The 21,298-nt window shown below is 71.4% G+C and carries 24 protein-coding genes; 9 read left to right on the top strand and 15 right to left on the bottom strand.

Going from position 1 to position 21,298, the window contains the following annotated elements:
• Positions 1-6: 6 nt before the first annotated feature.
• The 9 genes from F8566_RS02605 to F8566_RS02565 form a co-directional block, all read right to left on the bottom strand.
• Positions 7-981 (bottom strand): zinc-dependent alcohol dehydrogenase, encoded by a 975-nt coding sequence (locus F8566_RS02605; protein ID WP_151557529.1) that lies wholly within the window; start codon positions 979-981, stop codon positions 7-9.
• A complete protein-coding gene (locus F8566_RS02600; RefSeq protein WP_151557527.1) occupies positions 941-1,696 on the bottom strand; it encodes a CDP-alcohol phosphatidyltransferase family protein in 756 nt (251 codons plus the stop codon). Before F8566_RS02600 ends, F8566_RS02605 begins: the two co-directional genes overlap by 41 nt.
• Positions 1,683-2,498 (bottom strand): inositol monophosphatase family protein, encoded by an 816-nt coding sequence (locus tag F8566_RS02595; RefSeq protein WP_192809476.1) that lies wholly within the window; start codon positions 2,496-2,498, stop codon positions 1,683-1,685. The genes F8566_RS02600 and F8566_RS02595 overlap by 14 nt, the downstream gene beginning before the upstream one ends.
• A complete protein-coding gene (locus F8566_RS02590) occupies positions 2,491-3,120 on the bottom strand; it encodes a GTP cyclohydrolase II (protein ID WP_404800255.1) in 630 nt (209 codons plus the stop codon). Before F8566_RS02590 ends, F8566_RS02595 begins: the two co-directional genes overlap by 8 nt.
• A gap of 148 nt (positions 3,121-3,268) precedes the next feature.
• Entirely contained in the window at positions 3,269-3,538 is a 270-nt protein-coding gene (locus F8566_RS02585) for a CDGSH iron-sulfur domain-containing protein (protein WP_318836384.1), read from the bottom strand.
• Complete coding sequence (locus tag F8566_RS02580; protein ID WP_151557937.1) at positions 3,519-4,178, bottom strand: HemK2/MTQ2 family protein methyltransferase; 660 nt, start codon at positions 4,176-4,178, stop codon at positions 3,519-3,521. The genes F8566_RS02585 and F8566_RS02580 overlap by 20 nt, the downstream gene beginning before the upstream one ends.
• Positions 4,179-4,183: 5 nt before the next feature.
• Positions 4,184-5,266 carry an iron-containing redox enzyme family protein gene (locus F8566_RS02575; protein WP_151557939.1) on the bottom strand — a complete coding sequence of 361 codons (1,083 nt, stop codon included), beginning with the start codon at positions 5,264-5,266 and terminating at the stop codon, positions 4,184-4,186.
• Between the two features lie 11 nt (positions 5,267-5,277).
• Positions 5,278-6,438 (bottom strand): carboxylate-amine ligase, encoded by a 1,161-nt coding sequence (locus tag F8566_RS02570; RefSeq protein WP_225992788.1) that lies wholly within the window; start codon positions 6,436-6,438, stop codon positions 5,278-5,280.
• A 4-nt stretch (positions 6,439-6,442) separates the two neighbouring features.
• Complete coding sequence (locus tag F8566_RS02565) at positions 6,443-6,634, bottom strand: hypothetical protein (RefSeq protein ID WP_151557524.1); 192 nt, start codon at positions 6,632-6,634, stop codon at positions 6,443-6,445.
• 146 nt (positions 6,635-6,780) lie between these two features.
• Between F8566_RS02565 and F8566_RS02560 the strand changes: the two genes are divergently transcribed.
• Together F8566_RS02560 and F8566_RS02555 are read left to right on the top strand one after the other, a co-directional pair.
• Positions 6,781-7,629, top strand: coding sequence for an SDR family oxidoreductase (locus F8566_RS02560; protein WP_151557522.1), 849 nt, complete (start codon positions 6,781-6,783; stop codon positions 7,627-7,629).
• 70 nt (positions 7,630-7,699) lie between these two features.
• Positions 7,700-8,545, top strand: coding sequence for a helix-turn-helix domain-containing protein (locus F8566_RS02555; RefSeq protein WP_151557520.1), 846 nt, complete (start codon positions 7,700-7,702; stop codon positions 8,543-8,545).
• A 33-nt stretch (positions 8,546-8,578) separates the two neighbouring features.
• On the opposite strand, the gene F8566_RS02550 is transcribed toward F8566_RS02555, so the two are convergent.
• A complete protein-coding gene (locus F8566_RS02550; protein ID WP_225992787.1) occupies positions 8,579-9,064 on the bottom strand; it encodes a helix-turn-helix transcriptional regulator in 486 nt (161 codons plus the stop codon).
• A 500-nt stretch (positions 9,065-9,564) separates the two neighbouring features.
• On the opposite strand from F8566_RS02550, the gene F8566_RS02545 reads away from it, so the two are divergent.
• Genes F8566_RS02545 through F8566_RS02535 form a run of 3 tightly spaced genes read left to right on the top strand, consistent with a single transcriptional unit; the run spans position 9,565 to position 14,188 of the window.
• Positions 9,565-11,004, top strand: a complete 1,440-nt coding sequence (locus F8566_RS02545; protein WP_151557516.1) for a M28 family metallopeptidase — start codon at positions 9,565-9,567, stop codon at positions 11,002-11,004.
• 12 nt (positions 11,005-11,016) lie between these two features.
• On the top strand, positions 11,017-12,834 hold the full coding sequence (locus F8566_RS02540) for a M3 family oligoendopeptidase (RefSeq protein ID WP_151557514.1): 1,818 nt from the start codon (positions 11,017-11,019) through the stop codon (positions 12,832-12,834).
• 28 nt (positions 12,835-12,862) lie between these two features.
• Positions 12,863-14,188: an alkaline phosphatase family protein gene (locus F8566_RS02535; RefSeq protein WP_151557512.1), complete on the top strand. Its 1,326-nt coding sequence runs from the start codon at positions 12,863-12,865 to the stop codon at positions 14,186-14,188.
• On the opposite strand, the gene F8566_RS02530 is transcribed toward F8566_RS02535, so the two are convergent.
• Positions 14,119-14,739 carry a methyltransferase family protein gene (locus F8566_RS02530; RefSeq protein WP_151557510.1) on the bottom strand — a complete coding sequence of 207 codons (621 nt, stop codon included), beginning with the start codon at positions 14,737-14,739 and terminating at the stop codon, positions 14,119-14,121. The genes F8566_RS02535 and F8566_RS02530 overlap by 70 nt on opposite strands.
• 107 nt (positions 14,740-14,846) lie before the next feature.
• Between F8566_RS02530 and F8566_RS02525 the strand changes: the two genes are divergently transcribed.
• Positions 14,847-15,488 (top strand): TetR/AcrR family transcriptional regulator, encoded by a 642-nt coding sequence (locus tag F8566_RS02525; protein ID WP_151557508.1) that lies wholly within the window; start codon positions 14,847-14,849, stop codon positions 15,486-15,488.
• Here F8566_RS02525 and F8566_RS02520 read toward each other — a convergent pair.
• Positions 15,451-16,233, bottom strand: a complete 783-nt coding sequence (locus F8566_RS02520) for a MerR family transcriptional regulator (protein ID WP_225992786.1) — start codon at positions 16,231-16,233, stop codon at positions 15,451-15,453. The two genes, F8566_RS02525 and F8566_RS02520, sit on opposite strands and share 38 nt — an antisense overlap.
• 96 nt (positions 16,234-16,329) lie before the next feature.
• Between F8566_RS02520 and F8566_RS02515 the strand changes: the two genes are divergently transcribed.
• Positions 16,330-17,265: an ABC transporter ATP-binding protein gene (locus F8566_RS02515; protein WP_151557506.1), complete on the top strand. Its 936-nt coding sequence runs from the start codon at positions 16,330-16,332 to the stop codon at positions 17,263-17,265.
• The gene (locus F8566_RS02510; RefSeq protein ID WP_151557504.1) at positions 17,262-18,113 is read left to right on the top strand and encodes an ABC transporter permease; all 852 of its coding nucleotides are present in this window, start codon (positions 17,262-17,264) and stop codon (positions 18,111-18,113) included. Before F8566_RS02515 ends, F8566_RS02510 begins: the two co-directional genes overlap by 4 nt.
• A gap of 113 nt (positions 18,114-18,226) precedes the next feature.
• Here the strand turns inward: F8566_RS02510 and F8566_RS49615 are convergent, their stop codons facing one another.
• Positions 18,227-18,373: a GPGG-motif small membrane protein gene (locus tag F8566_RS49615; RefSeq protein ID WP_192809475.1), complete on the bottom strand. Its 147-nt coding sequence runs from the start codon at positions 18,371-18,373 to the stop codon at positions 18,227-18,229.
• 86 nt (positions 18,374-18,459) lie between these two features.
• Complete coding sequence (locus F8566_RS02505; protein ID WP_151557502.1) at positions 18,460-19,194, bottom strand: AraC family transcriptional regulator; 735 nt, start codon at positions 19,192-19,194, stop codon at positions 18,460-18,462.
• Positions 19,195-19,248: 54 nt separating this feature from the next.
• Between F8566_RS02505 and F8566_RS02500 the strand changes: the two genes are divergently transcribed.
• On the top strand, positions 19,249-20,382 hold the full coding sequence (locus tag F8566_RS02500) for an MFS transporter (protein ID WP_151557500.1): 1,134 nt from the start codon (positions 19,249-19,251) through the stop codon (positions 20,380-20,382).
• Between the two features lie 296 nt (positions 20,383-20,678).
• Here the strand turns inward: F8566_RS02500 and F8566_RS02495 are convergent, their stop codons facing one another.
• Positions 20,679-21,293: a LysE family translocator gene (locus F8566_RS02495; RefSeq protein ID WP_151557498.1), complete on the bottom strand. Its 615-nt coding sequence runs from the start codon at positions 21,291-21,293 to the stop codon at positions 20,679-20,681.
• Positions 21,294-21,298 lie beyond the last annotated feature (5 nt).

Below are 21,298 nucleotides of genomic sequence, written 5' to 3'. Positions count from 1 at the left end.
TTCCTCTCAGCTGTAGGTGATGCGGTGGCACAGAGCGGGCAGCGCGCCTGAGGCCAGCTTGGACAGCACATCCGGCAGATCCTCGAAGTCGCTCTCGCCGGTGATGAGCACGTCGTACACGGGGTCGGTGAGCAGGCCGAGCGCCAGTGCCCGGCGGTCGGCGTGGGTCCGCCGGGCGCGCCGTGCCGGCGAGACCGAGCCCACCTGGCTGCTGCGCACGGAGAGACGGCGGGCGTGGAAGTCCTCCCCCAGCGGCACGGCCACCCGCCGGTCTCCGTACCAGCTGAGGTCGATGACCTCGCCTTCCCTGGCGAGCAGCTCCAGGGATCGGGCGAGCCCGGCCTCGGTGGCGCTGGCGTGCAGCACGAGGTCGCACTCCCCCTCCGCCTGGCCGGGTGAGGCGAACGCGACGCCGAGCCGCTTGGCGACGGCCTCGCGTTCCGGATCGATGTCCACCAGCTGGACCCGCGCGCCGGGGAGACCGGCGAGCAGCCTGGCGACGGCGCAGCCGACCATGCCGGCCCCGACGACGGCGATCCGGTCCCCCACCAGCGGCGCCGCGTCCCACAGCGCGTTCACGGCCGTCTCCACCGTCCCGGCCAGCACCGCCCTCTCGGGTGGCACCGCGTCGGGGACGATCGTCACCGCGTCCGCGGGGACCACGAAGCGGGTCTGGTGCGGGTAGAGGCTGAAGACGGTCCGGCCGAGGAGCCCGGGCGGCCCGTCCTCGACCACACCGACGTTGAGGTAGCCGTACTTGACGGGTGCGGGGAAGGTACCCTCCTGGAAGGGCGCCCGCATCACCTCGTACTGGCTCTCGGGCACACGCCCCTGGAAGACCAGGGTCTCCGTGCCCCGGCTCACCCCGGAATACAGCGTCCGGACCAGTACCTCGTCCGGGCCGGCCTCGGGGAGACCCGTCGCCCGGATCTCGCCCTGCTCAGGAGACCGCAGCCAGAAGGCGCGTGCGACGCGTTCCATCCTCACCCTCCGGAGCCAGGGACGCACGCCACAGCCAGGCGACGTCGCGTCCGAACGACCACACGAGAGCCGCCAGCGCCAGTCCGGCCAGGGCGCTCGCGGCCAGGACGGGGAGCACTCCGGCGCCGGCCACGACGAGCGCGATCCCCTGGAGCGCGGCGACGGCCTTGCGGGCGAGGCTCGGTGGGAGCTCCGCACGCAGCCACGGCAGGGCCCACGCGGCCACGACGAACACGTACCGCATGGCTCCGATCGCCAGCACCCATGGCCCCGCGATGAAGGCCACGTGGACGCTCAGCACCAGGATGAGGAAGGCGTCGACCTCCATGTCGAACCTCGCGCCGAGCCGGGACACCGTCCCGGTCCGCCGTGCGACCTGCCCGTCGACCCCGTCCAGGACGAGCGCCACGGAGGCCAGCACCACGAGGATCGCCAGACCCGCGCCCTCCGCCGCGCCGTGCACGCAGCCCTCCACGACGAGGGCGGTGACGCCGCCGACGAGGACCGCGCGGGCGAGCGTGACGCGATCAGCCGGTCCCAGCCTGCGGCGCCCCGATCGCCGCTGCGCGAGGGTGAGCAGGGTGGGCAGGCTCACGGCGTAGGCGGTTCCGGCCAGCCACGCCGCCGGGCCCAGGCCGAAGCCGGCCCAGAGAACCGCCAGAAGGACCGGCTGCGCGCCGCCACCCGCGAGCAACCAGGAGTCATGCGACCGCATGGCAACTCCCGAGGCTCTCCATGAGCTGGGCCCGCAGCCCGGGTGCCATGGCGATCGTCGCCGCCGACCCGGCCGTGTGGTCGGTGCCGTCACGGTCGAGGACGACGCCGCCCGCCTCGCGGACGAGCAGGACTCCCGCCATCGTGTCCCAGGGCTGGTTCGACAGGATGACCGTCGCGTCGAGGCGGCCCTGCGCCACCCACGCCAGGTCGATCGCCGCCGTACCGATCATCCGGATCCGCTGGGCCCGCGCACCCAGGCTGCCGAGCAGCGCGAGGCGGACCCGGTTCTTCGCCTCGGCCTCCGCGCTCTCACCCAGCGCGAAGTCGCCCACGGAGATCATGGCGGCGGGCAGGTCCGCGACCTCCGAGACCTTGATGCGCTCATCCCCGGCGTAGGCGCCCCGGCCCTCGGCCGCGCTGTAGCCCACGTCCAGGAACGGCAGCTCGATCGCCGCCAGCACGCCCCGCAGCCCGTCGACGAGCGCGAGGGAGACCGCGCACAGCGGGATGCCGCGCGCGAGGTTCGCGGTCCCGTCCACCGGGTCCAGGGCCCACCACAGCGAGCCGTCGGCGGCGCCGGAGTGGCCGTGCTCCTCCCCCAGGATCCCGATCTCCGGGGTCTCCCGTGTCAGGAAGGCGCGGACCGCGTCCTCGACGGCCAGATCGACATCGGTCACCATGTCGCGGTCGCCCTTCGCCGTCACCGACAACGGCGCGCGGGCCCGGACGATGTCGCGCCCCAGCGCCGCGGCCGCGCGGGCGACGGGCAGCAGGTGTCCCTGGCCGGCCGGCTCAGCCACACGCACCTCCCACGTTGTCGCGCGCGATCTGCGGCAGGTCGTGCCCGAGCCGGTCGCGCTTGGCCGTGAGGTAGGCGATGTTGCCCGCGTGCGCGGGCGCCAGGATCGGGACGCGCGCCGCCACCGTGATCCCGTGCGACTCGAGGGCGCTCACCTTGTCCGGGTTGTTGGACATCAGGCGCACCGAGGGGATGCCCAGGTAGTGGAGCACGCGGGCCGCCGGGCCGTAGTCGCGCACGTCCACGGGCAGCCCGAGCGTGGTCGCGGAGTCGATCGTGTCGAGGCCCTGCTCGTCCTGGAGAATGTGGGTCCGTACCTTGGCGACCAGGCCGATGCCGCGGCCCTCGTGCCCCCGCAGGTACACCAGGACCCCGGCGCCCTCGCTCACGATCGCGTCGAGCGCCGCGTTGAGCTGCTCCCCGCACTCGCAGCGCATCGCGCCGAAGATGTCTCCCGTCATGCACTCGGAGTGCATCCGCACCAGGACGTCGTGCCGCGCGCTCGTCTCACCGAAGACAAGGGCCATGTGCTCGTGCCGGTCGATCGGGTCCCGGAACGCGACGGCGCGGAACGTGCCCCGCCGTGTCGTCAGGCCCGACTCGGCCACTTCCGTCAGCTTCATGTCTTGATCACGCATCGTCTCCCCTGTCAGTTCACCGAAGCACCGGCTCATCCCATGTACGGACGTCACCCCGCCTGGAGGTTCATCTCCAGAGCGGACAACCGGGATCTCTTCTTCAGGACCTGATCAGGAAGGGTCAGCGGATCGGTCAGGACTCGGCGCCGTCTGTGTCTCTGTCGCTGTTTCTGTCGCCGTCTCTGTCGCTGTCGCCGTCTCTGTCCGTTCGGACGCGGCGCCGATGGCTCGTGTCACAGAACGGGTAGGCGCGGCTGCGGCGGCAGGCGCACAGCGCCGTCATGAAGCGGTCGGAGAGCACGACGGTGCCGTCTTCGAGGGTGACCTCGACCGGGCCCTCCACCAGGACGGGGCCGCCGGGCACCACGGTCACCCGGGTCGCGTCAGTCTTCGGCTCGGTCACCACGGATCACCACCAGTTCCTCGTGACGCTGCCCGAGGCGGATCAGCCGCCGCTCCTCCAGGACGCCCGCCCTGGCCCGCATGACCGGGCCGAAGGGTTCTGTGCTGCGCGCGACCACCGAGGCCGTCATCCCGGCGTCCCGCAGGGCCTCCAGGGTCGGCGTCACCCCGCTCAGCGCCGACTGCACGATGAGCAGCGTGCCTCCCCGGGCAAGGTGCCGCGGGGCCTGTGCGCAGATACGGTTCAGCAGGCGCCGGCCGTCGAGACCGGCGTTCCAGGCCCGGGTGCGGCTGTGCAGGGAAGGCAGGGCCGAGTGTCCCGGCACGTACGGCGGGTTGGCCAGGATGACGTCGAAGACCTGGCCATGGACCGGCGCGAACAGATCTCCCCGCAGGACCCGGACCGGCAACCCGCGGATCATCGTGTTGAGGCGGGCCGCCAGGACCGCGCGCGTCGAGACGTCGACAGCGGTCACCCGGCAGCCGCCAAGGCGGGCCGCTGCCACTGAGACGGCGCCCGTCCCGGTGCAGATGTCCAATACCCGCGCCCCCGCCGGCACGGGGGTGCGCCTCAGGGTCTCACTGAGCAGATCGGTATCGCTCTGGGGCCGGTACACGCCTGGTGGACGCAGCAACAACATCGGGCTCAACGACCTCCGTGATCAAGGTGGGGGCGCCCGGCGTCCCGCAGGGGACGCCGCAGCGAGGAGCGTGCCGGAGCCGAACGCCAGCAGCCGAGCAGGTGATCGCCGAGCCGGTCCTCCAGGAGGCCGGTGGCCTGGACCCCCAGCACGATGTCGGAGGCGAGCTCCGGCTCGGACTCCAGCAGGCCGCCGATCACCTCCCGGCGCAGCACCTGCTCGTGTACGGCGTCCGCCTCGATGTGCTCGGTGAAGAAGCGGAGACCCCGCGGGCCCACATCCAGCCGTTCCAGCGCGCGCGCCAACCGCTGAGCGCTGGGCGCGGTGGTGATCTCGGCGGCCGCGAAATGGCCGACCATGGCTCCGCGCGACGCCCGGTGCAGGCCGAACATCGACATCATGTTGACCGTCGCGAGCATCACCGCCGGGACCACATCCAGGTAGGCGCCGTAGGCCGGGTCGAGGTGCAGTTCCTCCATCAGGTCGGCGAACAACCGCGAGTGCATGCGTTCCGCCCGTCCGCCGCCGAACTCGTCGAACTCCACCGCGACCAGGGCGGCCTTGGCCCGGCCGTCGAGGCGTGGGATCAGCCAGGCGTGGGGATCCGCCTCCTTGAGGTGGTAGATCGAACGGTGCGCGATGTACTCCCGCAGTTGCCACCGCTCCCCGGCGTCCCGCAGATGGTGGCTCACGCCGTCCGCGTCCACGGGCTCCACCAGCAGTTCCTCGATGACGCCGGAGACGTCGTCACCGCCGGGCACCCGTTCGCGCAACGACATCAGGAACTCGCGTTCCATGGACGCGCGCAACCTGAGGAGCGACGGCTCCCACTCCCACTCGGGGGCCACGCCCGCGAACCCTCGGTAGTGCAGCTCGTAACAGGCGTACAGCGCGAGCTGAAGGTCTTCCCCCAGAGGGTCGGAGCCGGCCGCCGTGGCCGGCAGCGCCGACTCGGCCCGGGGACTCCGCGGACCTTCCCGCAGCGCCGCGAGCAGCGTCTCCGATAGCGGGCCGCGAGGCTCCGGCAAGGGCGGCGCCTCTGTTCTCGGCGCCGCGCCGCCTGCCTGCTGGGGAGGGGCTTTCACCATCGGGCGAGTGGTCATCGGTCCTCCGTCGTCCGGCGCGCCAGCATGTCCACGACCGCCGGGAGCCCGGCACGGGCCGCCAGCCGTTGCCTGTGCGCGCCGCCGCCCTCCCGGTCCAGCCGGGCCAGTGCCGCTGACACGTCGTTCAGGTCTCCCGCTTTCTCCAGCGCCGGTCGCGCCACCGTGATCAGTTCATCGAGAAGGGCTCGCGCGGGCACCCGGCGCCCGTCGAACGGATGCACGGCCGGGCCGTCCATCCCGTAGCGCGCCGCGCTCCACACAGCGGCGGCGCATACCTGGGCGTCCACCTCCGGCGCTTCACGTCCGGCCGCCGACTCGGCCAGCGCGACATCCACCAGCGCCCGCGTCAGCGCCGCCTGCAGCGCCGCCTCGGTGAGGGTGGCGACGGCGTCGGCGGCCCGCACCTCCACGGTCGGCAAATGCGGCGACGGGCGCGCCAGCCAGAACGTCATCGACCTGTCCACCAGCACGCCGCACTCGACGAGCCGGTCCACCTGGCGGTCATGGTCCGCCGCCGAGGTGAACCTCGGCGGGACTCCGGAGCCGGGGAAACGGGACTGCTCCACCATCCGCCAGCTGGCGTAGCCGGAGTCACGGCCGTGGTCGAAGGGGGAGTTGGCCGACAATGCGAGCAGCGTGGGCAGCCACGGCCGAAGGTGGTTGACCACGGCCACCGCCGCCTCGCGGTCCGGGACTCCGACGTGCACGTGGCATCCGCACGCCTGGTAGTCCGCGACCACTCCCTCGTACAGCCGCCGGATCCGCTCGAACCGTTCACCCGGCGCGTCGCCACCCGAGGTGAGTGCGGAGGCGGGCCCCGCCAGCACGGGTGTCCCCGCGGAGACGAGCAGGAGCCCTTCGGCCCGTGCCGCCTCGGCCAGTCGCTCCCGCCCTTCGCGCAGCTGACCGCGCAGCCCGGACCACCCCGTGCAGACGCCGGTCGCGGCCTCCACTTGCGTACCGAGGAGCTCCGCGTGGAACGCGGCTCCCGCGCCCTGGGACGGGTGGTCGCCGGCCCTTCCGAGGACCTCCGAAGCGCGGAGCCTCGGCTCACGGCTCTCCGGATCGACGAGGAGGAACTCCTCCTCCACGCCGAAGGTCGGCGGGGCGCCCAGGCCTGCGTCACCGGCCCGGACCGCGCTCACCTCGGTCACTCGGCTACGCCGGATGCGGGGGCTGCTGATCAGGCGGGACGCCTCCGCCCTCGCCGCCGCCCTTGTCGCCCTTGTCGGTGCCGTGGGCGTGGCCCTTGCCGCCCGTCTTCTTCGGATCGGTGGCCTCGGGAACGCCCTCCTCGGTCACCGCCGTCTGTTCCGACCGCCGCATCTCCGGTTGCTGGGGATTAGGCATGATCATCATCCCTTTCGCTTGTGGATTCTCTTCGCCTACCCGGCCATCTGGCCCTTATGCAGGGCAAATGGTGCGTGACAACACGTTTGACGACCGTGATCGGGGTAGGGCGACTGCGGAACCTGCAGCGACCAGAGGGGGATGTCATGGGTGGGCCTCCCGGCCAGAGCCAGCGGTATCCGGGCGAGACCGGCGCGATGGAGCCGGAGCCGCACGACGAGATGCGCGGCTACGAAGGGCGCGGGCTCCTCGCGGGCCGACGAGCCCTGATCACCGGCGGTGATTCGGGGATCGGCCGGGCGGTCGCGGCGGCGTTCGCCAAGGAGGGGGCCGACGTGGCGATCACCTACCTGGAAGAGGACGCCGACGCCCGGCACACGGCCGGCCTGGTCGAGGCCGAGGGGCGCCGGTGCCTCACGCTCGGCGGGGACATGGCCGACGAGGGGCACTGCCGGGACGTCGTCACGCGAACGGCCCGGGAACTGGGCGGCCTCGACGTGCTCGTCCTCCACCACGGGACCCAGGAACCCGTCAAGGACGTGCGGGAGATCGACACCGGTGACCTCGACCGGACGTTCCGCGTCAACGTGTACAGCCTCTTCTGGACCGTGCAGGCCGCGCTGGACCACCTGCCCGACGACGGGTCGATCGTCATCACCGGGTCGATCAACGGGCTGCGCGGCAACAAGACCCTCATCGACTACTCGGCGAGCAAGGCCGCGGCCATGACCTTCGGCCAGTCGATGGCGCAGTCCCTGCTGGAACGCGGCATCCGGGTCAACTGCGTGTCGCCGGGCCCGGTCTGGACGCCGCTCATCCCGGCCACGTTCGAGGCGGACCGGGTGGAGGGCTTCGGTGAGCAGGCGCCCATGGGACGGCCGGCCCAGCCCGACGAGATCGCGCCCTCCTACGTCTTCTTCGCCAGCAACAAGCTGTCGTCGTACTACACCGGCCAGAACCTCGTCCCGGCCGGAGGCGAGATCCATCCTGGATAGCGGGTCCCTCTTCACGGATTCGCGGGACGGGCTCGCTCAGCGTGACCGACACTGGCGGTGGAGGTCCGTCATGGCGGTCGACTACCGAGCCCCGAACATCAACGCGCGCAGGCTGGGGCGCCACTTCCGGCAGATCCGGGAGGCGCTCCGGCTCTCCTATGACGAGGCGGCCGAGGTGGTGGGCTGCGAGGTCACCTGGCTCATCCGGCTCGAGACCGGATTCGAGCAGGTCACCCCCGACCAGGTGCGGCTCACCCTGGATCGGTACGAGGTGCCCCAGCACCGCATCCGGACCGTGCTCCTCGACCTGGCGACCCGCCAGGCCGGGCCGCCCTGGCTCGCCGGGCACGCCGGGCGGATCAAGGCGCTGGTCCGCGACCTGCTCACGCTGGAGTCCGAGTCGCCGGTCATCCACACCTACGGCATCCTCGTGCTGCCCGAGCTGGTCCGGACCGAGGCGTACGCGCGGATGTGCCTCGAATACCAGGTCCCCGGCGTGGACGTGGACCGCGAGTGGGACCTGCTGGACAACCGGCAGCGGCACCGGCCCGGCGGGCGGCGGCGGGTCCTCGACGTGATCCTGGACGAGACCGCGATCACGCGGCCGGCACCGCGGCCGGAGGTCATGCGGGACCAGCTCGCCCACCTGATCACGCTGTCCGAGGACGCCCGGGCGACCGTGCGCGTCATCCCGATGAGCGTCGGCGCGCACGCCGGGTTGGAGGGCGCGTTCGACGTGATGGAGTTCCCCCATCTCGACGACCGGGTGTCGACGGTCCACGGGGCGCTGGGCATCGACCTCGCCTATGGCGACCTCACCGGCACCTGGCGCCTTCTCGAGAAGGTCGCCCTGCCCCCGCCGGCGAGCCGCGCCATGATCCGTGAAGCCATGGAGGACCTCGCCGGAACCGGGTGAGTTCCTCCGGCGGCGCCCAGCGCCGGGACGGGGTCATCCGCTCATTCTGCGCACGCCCTCCGGCGGGGCGGTGCCGAGGACCTTCGCGATCGCCTGGGTGCGGTCGGCGACCTCCAGCTTGAGGAAGATGGCGTGGAGGTGGTTCTTCACGGTGGGTTCGGAGATGCGGAGAGCGCGCGCGATGAGCCGGTTCGAGAGGCCCTGGACGAGCAGGTCCAGCACGTCCCTCTCCCGCACGGTGAGCTTGCCGACCGCTTCCGAGCGCGCCGCCACCGCGGCTTCGTGCTCGTGCTCATGCTCGTGCTCGCAGCCGCCCGGGCGCTGGAACGGCACCGTGACCTCCGGCTCGGCGTCGGGGCCGACGAGGCGCTCCAGTCTCTCCATGACGCTGTTGAGGCTTCGCACATGACCGGCCGCCTCCCGGATGAGCGCGCGGGCCGACATTCGAATGATCAGCATCTCGGCGGTTTCCCGATCTCCGCCGTCGTCGTTCGTAAGTGGCAAGAGGTTTTCGCCCACGTTCCACTCCGTGATCATTATGACGCATATTCCGGCACCCGGCCATCGGATGATGAGTGTATGTTCAAGATGGGCCGAAATTAACCTGGTGACGTGCAAAGATATGGTCGATCGTGCGGGTCTCGCACGCATTGGACCTGTCGTCCCGTTCGCCTGGGCAGTGCGTTTCTGGACCCTTCCGCGTGAGCCTTGCCTGTTTCTGGACCCTTCCGCCTAAGCCTTTCTTACCGTTCCGCCGGCGCGGCCTTCGCCGATAGCCTCGAAATGGCAATTCAGAAGGGAAGGCTCATGATCCCGCTATCGCAGGTGGACTCCCGACGGTTCCCATTCCGAGGAGGATCCCCCCGCCGGATCTACCGCGACGCCGGTCTGGCGACCGCTCGCGCCGGAGTCTCCTGGGTGGTGTGAACGCCCGCGACGGGCCGCCCGGATCCGGTCAGCGCTGGGGAGCGCGGGATCTGGTGGTGGACTTGTGACTGAATGTCGTATTAGTTCGGTTCATGGAGAAACGTGACGCTCGCGGGCGCGCAGGCTCCAGCCGCCGTGCGTTCCTTTCCGCCACCGCCGTCACCGCGGCCTCGGCTCCCCTCCTCGCGGACCAGGCGTCCGCGGATGCCGGCCAGGCACCCGCTCCCGGGCCCGGCCGGCCCATCACCCCCCAGCGGCCCGGCAAGGACCTGCGGGACCTGCTGCGGGAGGTGGACCGCAACCGGATCAGCGCCACCGTCAAGCGGCTGGTCGACTTCGGCACCAGGCACACCTTGTCCAGCCAGGACGATCCCGTGCGCGGCATCGGCGCGGCCACCGAGTGGGTGTACGCGCGGATGCAGGAGTTCGCCGCGGCCTCGGGCGGCCGCATGACCGTGCAGAAACAGTCGTTCGTCCAGCCCGTCTCGCCGCGGATACCGGCGCCGACCACCATCACCAATGTCATCGCCACGCTGCGCGGTGACGCCTCACCCGAACGGGTGTACGTGATCACCGGGCATCTCGACTCCCGGGTCACCGACGTCATGAACGCCACCAGCGACGCGCCCGGCGCCGATGACGACGCGTCGGGGGTGGCCGTCGTGATGGAGCTCGCCCGCCTGTTCGCGACGCGCCGCACGCGGGGCACCCTGGTCTTCGCCGCGGTCTCAGGTGAGGAACAGGGCCTCTACGGCTCCGCCCACATGGCCGCGCGGATGAAGGAGTCCGGCGCGGACGTGCAGGGCATGGTCAGCAACGACATCGTCGGGGCGAGCCGGGCCTGGGACGGCACGCGGCCCGATCCCCACACGGTGCGGCTGTTCGTGGAGGGCGTGCCGACCACCGAGACGCCGGCCGAGGCGTCGATCCGGCAGTCGATCGGCGGCGAGAACGACGGGCCGTCGCGCCAGCTCGCGCGGTTCGTCCAGAGCGTCGCGCAGAACGAGCAGACCGGCATGAGAGTGCGGGTGATCTGGCGTCGCGACCGCTACCTGCGCGGCAGTGACCACATCTCGTTCCTGCGGCAGGGCTTTCCGGCGGCGAGATTCACCGAGCCCCGGGAGAACTACGACCACGAACACCAGGACGTCCGCGTCGAGAACGGCGTCCAGTTCGGTGACCTGGTGCAGTTCGTCGACTTCGACTACATGGCGCGCGTCGCCAAGGTGAACGGCGCCGCCCTGTGGTCGCTGGCCCAGGGCCCCGGCACCCCCAAGAACGTGCAGATCGTCTCGGCGCTCCTGACCAACAGCACCACGCTCACCTGGGACCGCGGCACCGACCCCGGTCTCGCCGGATACGAGGTCGTCTGGCGGGAGACCACGGCGGCGGACTGGACCCACCGCATCGACGTCGGCGACGTCACCACGGCCACCATCGATCTGGCCAAGGACAACGTCCAGTTCGGCCTGCGCGCCGTCGACCGGCAGGGCCTGCGCAGCCCCGTCGCCTTCCCGCGGCTCGCGAGCTGACGTCGAGGAACCATGACCGTTCATGATCCTCATGGCCCGAATGATCCCGAGCTCGCTGAGGTCTCCTGGGACCTCGGCCATCTGATAGCGGACGCCGGCGACCCGGCGTCCGCGGTCGAGGCCCTGCTCGAGCAGGCCCGGCGCCGCGCCGACGCGTTCGCAGCCCAGCACGCCGGCAAGGTCGGCGAGCTGGACGGGCCGGGGCTGGCCGGCGCCGCCACGGAGCTTGGCGAGATCAAGGAACTCGTCACGCGTGCCGGAACGTACGCGCACCTCTCGTTCTCGATCGACACCGCCGATCCCGCACGCGGCGCGCTGCTGCAACGCGTCGAGGAGAAGCGCACCGGCATCGAGACGGCACTGGTGTTCTTCCAGCTCGAATGGGCGGCGCTGCCCGACACGAAGGCCGAGGAGCTGCTGGCCGCCGACGGGCTCGGCTTCGTTCGCCACCATCTCGTCACCGCGCGGCGCCACCGGCCGCATCTGCTGGACGAGACGGCGGAGAAGATCCTCACCGAGAAGGCGGTGTCGGGGCGCACCGCGTGGGTGCGGCTGTTCGAGGAGCAGCGGTCGGCGATCCAGGTCGAGCTGGCGGAGGGGCCGGCCGCACTCGAGACCGCGCTCGCGCGCCTCCACTCGCCCGATCGCGACATCCGCCGCGACACGGCCGAACGGGTGAGCGCCGCGCTCCAGCCCGGTCTGCGCACCCGCGCCTACGCGTTCAACATGCTGCTCGCCGACAAGGCGACCGACGACCGCCTGCGCTCGTACCCGCACTGGCTCGCCTCCCGCAACCTCGCGAACGAGGCGACCGACGAGTCGGTGCGGGCGCTGCTCGAAGCCGTCCGCGGCCGCTACGAACTCCCGCGCCGCTGGTACCGGCTCAAGGCGCGGCTGCTCGGACTCGGCAGGCTCGCCGACTACGACCGCATGGCCGCGATCACACGGGACGAGGAGCGGGTGCCGTGGCGCGAGGCCCGTGACCTCGTGAACGACACCTACGCGGACTTCTCGCCCGAGCTCGGCGCCATCGTCAGGCGTTTCCACGACGAGCGCTGGATCGACGCACCCGTCCGGCCCGGCAAGCGCGGCGGTGCGTTCTGCTCCTACGGCACGCCGCGCGTCCATCCCTACGTGCTCCTCAACTACACGCACATGCGCCGCGACGTGCTCACGCTCGCGCACGAGCTCGGGCACGGCGTCCACGCGGCGCTGGGCGCGGAGCAGGGCATCTTCCACATGGCGACGCCGCTGACGCTGGCCGAGACCGCCTCGGTCTTCGGCGAGACACTGGTCTTCGGGCGCCTGCTGGAACGCGCGCCCACGCCGGAGTCGCGGCTCGCGTTGCTGGCGGAATCGGTCGAGGGCTCGATCATGACGGTCTTCCGCCAGGTCGCGCTGAACCGCTTCGAACACCTCGTGCACACGTACCGGCGTGAGGAGGGCGAGCTGTCGGTCGAGCACTTCGGCGAGCTGTGGGCGGCGTCGCAGGAGGAGATGCTCGGCGACGCGGTCGAGGTCACCGACGGCTACCGGACGTGGTGGTCGTACGTGCCTCACTTCATCGCCACGCCCGGATACGTTTACGCCTACGCCTACGGGCAGTTGCTCGCGCTTGCGATATATGGGCGGTACGAGTCGGAGGGGAAGGCGTTCGTGCCGAGGTACCTCGAACTGCTCCGCGCGGGCGGGTCGCGCAGCCCGCAGGAACTGGGCGAGATCGTCGGCATCGACCTGGCCGACCCCGGCTTCTGGGATCGCGGCCTCGACCTCGTGGAACGCAAGCTCGACGCCACCGAGACGGCGGCACGCGAGGCCGGCCGCCTCTGACCCTGCCGGAGCACTCGAAAGGACCCCCATGTCCTGGGCGTCGCCCCGCCTCAGCGCGGCCACCGCGGTCATGATGCCGTTGTCAGCCGTGGTGCCGTTGTCAGCCGTGGTGCCGTTGGCCCCCGTCGCCGCGGTCGCGGAGACGCCACGGGCCCGGCATGTGGTGCTCGTCGACTGGGACGGGATCGATCCGTCGTACCTGGGCCGCGCTTCGATGCCGAACCTGGACGCGCTGCGCAGACGGGGCAGCCTGTCCTTCGCGACCGGCACCTACCGGGCGATCTCCAATCCCAACCGCGCCTCGCTCGCCACGGGCGCCTTTCCGTCGACCCACCACAACGCGGCCTACGTCTACGACCCCGAGAGCAATGTCATCACCGGCCAGAACCGCACCGTGGACGCGGAGAACATCGCCGAGAGCCTCACCCGCCAGGGCCGCACCATCGCGTCGGCGGGCTGGTACATCGTCGAGAACAAGGGCGCCTACTACGGCGATCCGGCCAGGCTCTACACCCAGGAGTCCTCGTGTGAGGGCAACTCCGAGAACGCGGCGCGGATCATCCGGCGGCAACCGGTGCGTTCCGGGAGCACCGTGGTGACCGTCCCCGAGGTGCCCGCCTTCCTCGCGGTCTACTGCTCCGAGGCAGACACGCTCGGCCACGCCGGGGGCCCGCGGTCACCGCGGCTCCCCGCGCTCCTGGCGAGGTTCGACACCTACCTTGGCGGGATCGTCCAGGCAACCCGCGACGCGGGGACCTTCGACGAGACCGCGTTCGTGATCACCTCCGACCACGGCATGACCGCGTTCAGCGAGACGATGCACGACCGGCTGCTCGCCCGCCTCGCCGCGGCGGGTTTCCGCGCCGAGATCGTCTTCCGGGGCCAGTCGCCGCGGCCGGAGACCGAGGTCGTCCTCGCCGAGAACGAACGGGCCGCCGCCGTCTACCTGCGCGGCTCCGCGACCGGGCGGCGCGGCGAACTGCGCCGCCTGTTCGCCCGTACGCGCCAGATCGCGCGCGTCCACGACCGCGCGGACCTGCGGCGGCTGCACGCGGCGCCGAGCGAGGGTGACTTCGTGCTCGAAGCGCGCCGTCCGTGGTCGTTCGTGCCGCCCTCGGCGATGCCCCCGGAGGGCACGGAGAAGGGCGCGCACGCCACGCTCGCCGAAATGCGCGTGCCGCTCGTCGTCGCGGGCTCCGGCGTCCCCCGGCGGCCGCCGTTCGCCCCGCGCACCATCGACGTGATCCCCACGATCAGCGCGCTGCTGGGCGCCGCGCCGCCCGCTCAAGCCGACGGCCGCGAGCTGTGGAGGCGCCCCACCCAGGGGACGAACCTGCCGACGTCTGCGCGGTAACGCGCGTAGGCGTCGCCGTGGACGCGCTCCAGATAGGGCTCTTCGACCACCCGGACCTGGAGTTCGATCGCGATGACCGTGAGGGTGAGGGCGAGCAGGGCGACGAGGTTGGGCACCATGGCGGCCAGCCCGGCGCTGGTACCGATCATGGCGGTGAAGATGGGGTTCCGGGCCAGGGTGAACGCGCCGGTCGTGACCAGCTCGGTCCGCTCGCGTTCGTCCACGCCGATCCGCCAGGACGCCCCCATCGACCACTGGGCCGCCACCGTCGCGGCCACACCCGCGACGGCCACGGCCAGTCCCCCGCCGCGCACCGCCGGATGGTCGAGCACGCCGACGGCGGCGAGCCCGGCCAGTTCGGCGACCGGACCGGCGAAGCCGAGGAGCACTGCGCCGACGAACAACGCGCGGACCCGCCACTGCGTCGTGCGCGGGTCCAGGCCCGCGCCGCGGAACCCGGCGTCGCCGGTGCGGCGCCACTGCACCCAGCTCCGCAGGCCGAACGCCAGGAGCGCCCAGACCAGATAGATCACCAACGCGGACACGGTCACGACGACCTCCAAGGCGGGAATCGGGTATCGGCGGTTACGCTTGCCTCGCCACGATTGTGAGCAATTGCTCGGCTTGTCGGCTACTCGCTTTTGGGGAGGTCAGGACCGTGCCGGACAAACGGCTGCGGCCCAGGAAGGAGCCGGGTCAGCAACGCGCCGTCGAGACCCGGGAACGGCTGCTGGCGGCGGCTGCTCGCGTTTTCTCCGAGCACGGGTACGCCGCCGGCACCACCAACCGCATCGCCGAGGCGGCGGGGCACTCGATCGGCTCGCTGTACCAGTACTTCCCGAACAAGGACGCCATGCTCGTCGAGCTGGCCACCGCGCACGCCCGCGACGGGATCGCCGCCATCGAACAACGCCTCGCGGGCGGCCCGCTGCCGGACGCGCTCGAAGACAAGATCCGGCTCTTCGTCCGCGCGGCCATCGACAATCACCGCGGCGATCCCGCCCTGCACCGGGTGCTGTTCGAGCAGGCGCCCCGCCCGCCCGAGCTCCTGGAGTTCCTCCACGCGGCCGAGGAGAAGGCCATCGCCGCGGCGTGCGATCTGCTCGCCGCCGATCCGCGGGTGACGGTCACCGACGTCCCGATGGCCGCGCGCCTGGTCGTGAACGCCATCGAGTCGTTGGTCCACCGTTTCGTCGCCAACGGCCATCCGGGCGGGCGGCTCCAGGACGCCGAGCGGTTCGAGAACGAGCTGGTCGACATGCTCACGCGCTATCTGACGGGAGCGCCCGGTTCTCGGTGACGTGCAGGTCGGTGACGTGCAGGTGATCGGTGACATAGCGGTGCAGGTGGGCGGTGCCCTCCAGCATGGCGGCCGACGTCCGGTCCAGCGCCGCGTGTCGTTCGGCGATGACGGCGCGCAGCTCAGCCGTGCTGCCGGTGCGGCGCAGGTCATCGAGGACGGCTCTGATCTGGGGCAGCGGGTAGCGGCCCTGCCGGAGCATGCTGACCATGCGCGCGTCCCGGACGTCGGCGGCCCCATAGCGCCGGTAGCCTGTGCCCGCCTCACGCTGCGGCATCAGCAATCCCGCGGCCTCCCACACCCGTAGAGCCGACGTGCGCACGCCGAGGTGTGCCGCGACCTCTCCGATGCGCATGGCGGAACTCGGCGGGCCCGGCGCCTCCGGTGCCTGCCCGGCGACCGCTTCGAGCGCCTGGGCCGCGGCGTGCAGGGACAGCCGCTGGTCATGGAGACCGGCGTGGCGGGCGTCGACGATCCTGAGGGCCGCCGGGAGGCCGTCCGCGTGCAGGGCCTGCATGATGGAGCGGGCGGCGTCCCATCCGAATCCCTTCGCCAGCACCCGGTAGGTGAGCATCGCCTCGCGATGCCGGGCATCGAACCTGCGGTAGCCGGCGGCCGTCCGCTCGGTCGGCGGCAGGATGCCCGCGTCGGCGTAGTTGCGGATCTGCTGGGTGGAGACGCCGGCCATCCGCGCCAGGTCCACCGGGCGCAGCCGCGGCCGCCCGCCCGCTTCTCTGGCTTTCACGCCGCTAATTGAGGGTTTGGAAGCCACCTGCCCATGCTACGTGGACGCAGATCACTCAAAGTCTCAAATGCGTTGTTCAATGACAAACTTGAAGGTATGAATGCAGGTGAAAACGGTACGCCCGCCATCGCGACCCGGGACCTGCGGATGCGCTACGGAACCGTCGATGTGCTCCACGGAGTGGACCTCCATGTGGGCCAAGGCGAGGTGGTGGCGCTCCTGGGGCCGAACGGCGCGGGCAAGACGACAACGATCGAGATCCTGGAAGGTTTCCGGCGACGTTCATCCGGTGACGTTCGCGTCCTGGGCGTCGACCCGGACGACGGCGACGAGGCGTGGCGCGCCCGCCTGGGCATCGTGCTGCAGTCATGGCGCGACCACGGCAGGTGGCGGGTCCGCGAGCTCCTCGACCACCTCGGCCGCTACTACGCCCCGTACGGCACGCCGCAGCGCCCCCGCCCGTATGACACGGACGAGCTGCTGGAACTCGTCGCGCTGTCCGACCGGGCGGACGCGGTCATCGCGACCCTCTCCGGCGGGCAGCGCCGCCGGCTCGACGTGGCCATCGGCCTCGCCGGCCGGCCGGACGTGCTGTTCCTCGACGAGCCGACCGTCGGCTTCGACCCGCAGGCCCGGCGCGAGTTCCACGAGCTGGTGCGGCGCCTGGCGGGTCTGGAGGCCACGTCGATCCTGCTCACCACCCACGACCTGGACGAGGCGGAACGGCTCGCCGACCGGATAGTGATCCTCGCAGGCGGGCGCATCGTGGCCGACGGCAGCCCGGCGGCGCTGACGGAGCAGCTCTCAGGGAAGGCCGAGGTCCGGTACAGCAAGGACGGCGAGCGGCATGTCGACGCGGTCGAGGACGCGACCGGCCACGTGCGCGAGCTGTTCGCCAAGTACGGCGAGAACATCCACGACCTGGAGATCCGGAGGAGCAACGTGGAGGACGTCTACATGACGCTGGTGCAGGAGTTCGAGTCCGGACGGCGCACCGAGGCGCCGAGCGAGCTGGCGGAAGTGGCCCGATGAGCCCGCACGCCGTCGCCCTCCGCGCGGGCCTGCAGCGCGGCCGGATCGAGTTCCGGCAGACCACGACCAGCCCGCAGGATCTCTGGTCGGTGATGTTCTTCCCCGTCATCGCGCTGGTGGTCATGTACATGCTGCGGGACAACACGGTGCCGGGCACCGGGTTCTCCCTCGGCACCCAGTCCATTCCCGGCATCCTCGGAGCGAACGTCGTGTTCGCCGGGATGATGATGCTGGCCCTCTCCCTGACCATGGACCGCGAGGACGGCACACTCCTGCGGGCCAAGGCGACTCCGAACGGCATGGTCGGCTACCTCACCGGCAAGGTCCTCAGCCGGGCGGGCACGGCCGTCGTCGGTCTGCTCGTGCCCCTCGTCCCCGCCGCGTTCCTCTTCGACGGCCTGCGGCTGGGCGAGGCGTCGGCCTGGCTGACGCTCACCTGGGTCGTCGCACTCGGCCTGGTCGCGGTGCTGCCGATCGGCGCGATCCTCGGCGCGCTCTTCGACACCGCGCAGGGGGCCGGCTTCGTCGGAGTGCCCATCATGGGGCTGATGAGCATCTCGGGTGTGTTCTACCCGCTCAGCTCGTTCCCCGAATGGCTGCAGTGGGTCGCCCAGGCGTTCCCCCTCTACTGGATGGGCCTCGGCCTGCGTTCGGCGATGCTGCCGGACGCGATGGCCGCCGCCGAGATCGGCGACTCGTGGCGGCACCTGGAGACGGCCGCCATGCTGGGCGTGTGGGCGCTCGCGGGCCTCGTGCTGGCGCCGATCATGCTCCGGCGCATGGCGCGCCGCGAGTCGGGTTCCACCGTCGCCGCCCGGCGGCACAAGGCACAGCAACGGACGATGTGACGGACCGGACGAACGGCAGGTGAATCCGGGCAGGCTGAAGCCCCGCCGTGATCTCTCCCCTCAAGGCCACGGCGGGGCCGGTCACCAGGTCATCCTGGGAGGGGCCGCCCGCGTCAACTGAAGATGCTGACGCCGCCAGGGCCGATCAGCAGCCCGACGACGATGAGGACGGCGCCCCAAAGAATGTCTCTGCGAGCGACCAGCACGTAGAGACCGGAGATCACCAGTACCACCGCGATGATCCACAACAAGGTAGCCATGACCACCCCGTACCCCCACCTCGCCGAATAAACAGATCCCGTCCCCCGAAACGCCAGGTGAGCGGCAGCGAGGGTGGCGGCCGCTTTCAGCCGTTGCGGCCGGGGGTGTGGCCGAACGTGCGGCGGAAGACGTCGATGAACGCGCTCGGCGAGGCCCAGCCGCAGCGGTGCGCGACGGCGGTGACCGGGGTGCCGGCGGCCAGCAAGATCAGTGCGTGGTGCAGCCGCAGCTGGGTGCGCCATTGGGGGAACGTCATGTGCAGCTCGGCGCGGAAGAGCCGGGACAGCGTGCGCTCACTGGCGCCGACCTGGGCGCCGAGCTCGGACAGCGTCCGGCCGTCGGCGGGATCGTCGTTCAGCAGGGCGCATACGGCGGCCAGCCTCGTGTCGCTGGGAGTGGGCAGGTGCACCGGGTGCCGCGGGGAGTGCCGGAGCTGGTCGAGCAGGACGGCCCGGAGCCGGGCGCGTTCGGCGGAATCCCCGGACTCACGGGTGTACTCGATGATCAGCTCGCGGAGCAGCGGGCCGACCGCGAGCACGGCGGGCGCCTCCAGCCCCAGCGGGTTCGCGCTGACCGGGAGGCCCACCAGATGCACGTCGGTCCGGCCGTAGGCGCGATGCTCGTGGACGGTGCCGGCGGGCACCCAGATCGCCTGGGTCGCGGGGGCGATCCAGCGGCCCCGGTCGGTGATGACCGACAGTACGCCGCGGGCGGCGTACACGATCTGGTGCTCGTCGTGGCGGTGCGCGTCGATCCCGGTGCCGGGGGCAAGGCGGCGCAGCCCGGTGGGCGCGACCGGGGTGTGGCGGGGAATCGACATTACTTGGCAGATTATCGGAAGCCAGCAGATCGCCCGGAGCCCGAGGCTGAGGGCATGGGAGCGAAGAGACTGCTGCCCGCCGGGCATGCGAGCGTCGATTTCTATCAGGGCGTCGTGCCGGTGCTCGTGCCGTTCCTGGTCGCCGAGCGGGACTACGGCTACGTCGCCGTGTCGGGGTTCGTGCTGGCCGCCTCGCTGCTGTCGTCGGTGGTCCAGCCGCTGTTCGGGGTGCTGACCGACCGGTGGGCGATGCCGTGGCTCGTCCCGGCCGGCACGCTGGCGGCCGGGCTGGGCGTCGCGCTGATCGGGCTGACCGAGTCCTATCCGCTCGCGCTCGCCGCGATCGCGCTGACCGGCTTCGGAGTCGCCGCGTACCATCCCGAGGCCGCCCGGCTGGCCCGCGCGGTGACCGGCGGCGACCACGTGGGCATGAGCTGGTTCTCGCTCGGCGGCAACGTCGGCTTCGCGCTCGCTCCGGTGCTCGCGACGCCGGTGCTGGCCGCCGGCGGACTCGCCGCCGCGCCGTTCCTGCTCCTGCCGGCGGTGCTCGGCACGCTGATCATGTTGCCGCTGCTGGGGCGTCGCGCGGGCGGGACGACGAGGTCCAGTGGGCGCGACGACTGGCCGGCCTTCCGCGTGCTGTCAGCGGTCGTCATCCTGCGCTCGGTCGCCTACATCGGGCTCAGCTCGTTCCTGGCACTCTTCGTGCAACAGCGGATCCACCCCGGCGAGGCGGCAGGCGGCGCCGCGCTGTTCGTGCTGTTCACCGCCGGAGCCGCCGGCACGGTGCTCGGCGGCCGCCTGGCCAGGCGCTGGGGACGGGTCCGTACGATGCGGGGTGCCTACGGCGTGGCGGTGCTGGCGATCGCCGGCGTCGCGCTCGTACCGGGACCGGCGCTGTACGGGTTCGTCGCCGTTGCGGGCATCGCGCTGTACGTGCCGTTCTCGCTGCACATCACGCTCGGGCAGGACTATCTGCCCAACCGGGTGGGCACGGCGAGCGGGGTGACCCTCGGATTGGCGGTGAGCGTCGGCGGCGTCCTCGCCCCCGCTCTCGGCGCCCTGGCGGACGCGACCTCCCTGCGCACGATGTTGGCGGTGCTGACCATCTTCCCGATCATGGCGTTGGTCCTTGCCGGCCGCCTGCGCGAACCCGCCCGCCTCGAAGCCTCCGTCCGGCTCACCTGAGCACGGCACGGCCGCTGGCCGCCGCGGCCGGGGGCGTGCGTGCCGACAACGGGCCAGCGGTCGTGTCTCCAACCTCGCTGCGTGGCCAGGCCAACCCCTCCTCTCTGGGCTAGGGCGGGCGAAATGCCAGGTCACAGCGCGATTACTTGAAAATAACTCCGCCGATGGCCCGGTGGGAAGTGACTGTGCGATGACAGTTGTTCACCCCATCCGTCAGCGCCGCCCCGTGATTTTCTTTTGGCGCTCAGGGCGGCCGAGGTGTCAGCCGTCGCCAGGGCGCGACCGCGAATCTCGAATCAGCGGGAGCCACTTGCGGCCAGCCAGCCGCCCAGGAGCAGGTACAGCGAGCCGGAGATCCGGCGCATCCAGGTGGGAGCGTCGGGACGGTTCAGAAGGCGGGATCTTAGCGTCCCGGCCGTCAGGGCGTACGAGAGGTCGAAGACCGCTCCGATGAGCACGAACAGCAGACCGAGGAACAGGATCTGGGCCGCCGCCGGACCACGGGCGGGGTCGACGAACTGGGGGAAGAAGGCGAGGAAGAAGACCGCGGTCTTGGGGTTGCTGATGCCGACGATGAACGCCTGCCGGTAGACACCGCGTTCAGTGTGGCGGCCGGTGGGCCGCTGTTGTTTCAGCAGGGTCTGGACGCCCAGGAACAACAGGTAGGCGACGCCGAGCCAGCGCACGACCGCGAAGGCGAGCGCGGACGAGGCCAGGATCGCGGTCACGCCGAGCGCGGTGGCCGCCACGAAGATCGATGCCGAGGTCATCAGGCCCAGCGCCGACCGCACCGCCACGGGACGGCCGTGGCTGAGGCCGCGGGCCAGCAGGAACACCATGCTGGGCCCGGGAACGAGGTTGAGTATCACGGTCGCCGTCACGAACGCGGCCAGTGTTCCGGTCGTCAGCATGTCGG

Origin of the sequence: Actinomadura rudentiformis (assembly GCF_008923185.1) — a bacterium.
Taxonomy (GTDB): domain Bacteria; phylum Actinomycetota; class Actinomycetes; order Streptosporangiales; family Streptosporangiaceae; genus Spirillospora; species Spirillospora rudentiformis.
Note: the sequence above shows the minus strand (reverse complement) of the source record. Positions and strands in the feature narration are given on the sequence as shown.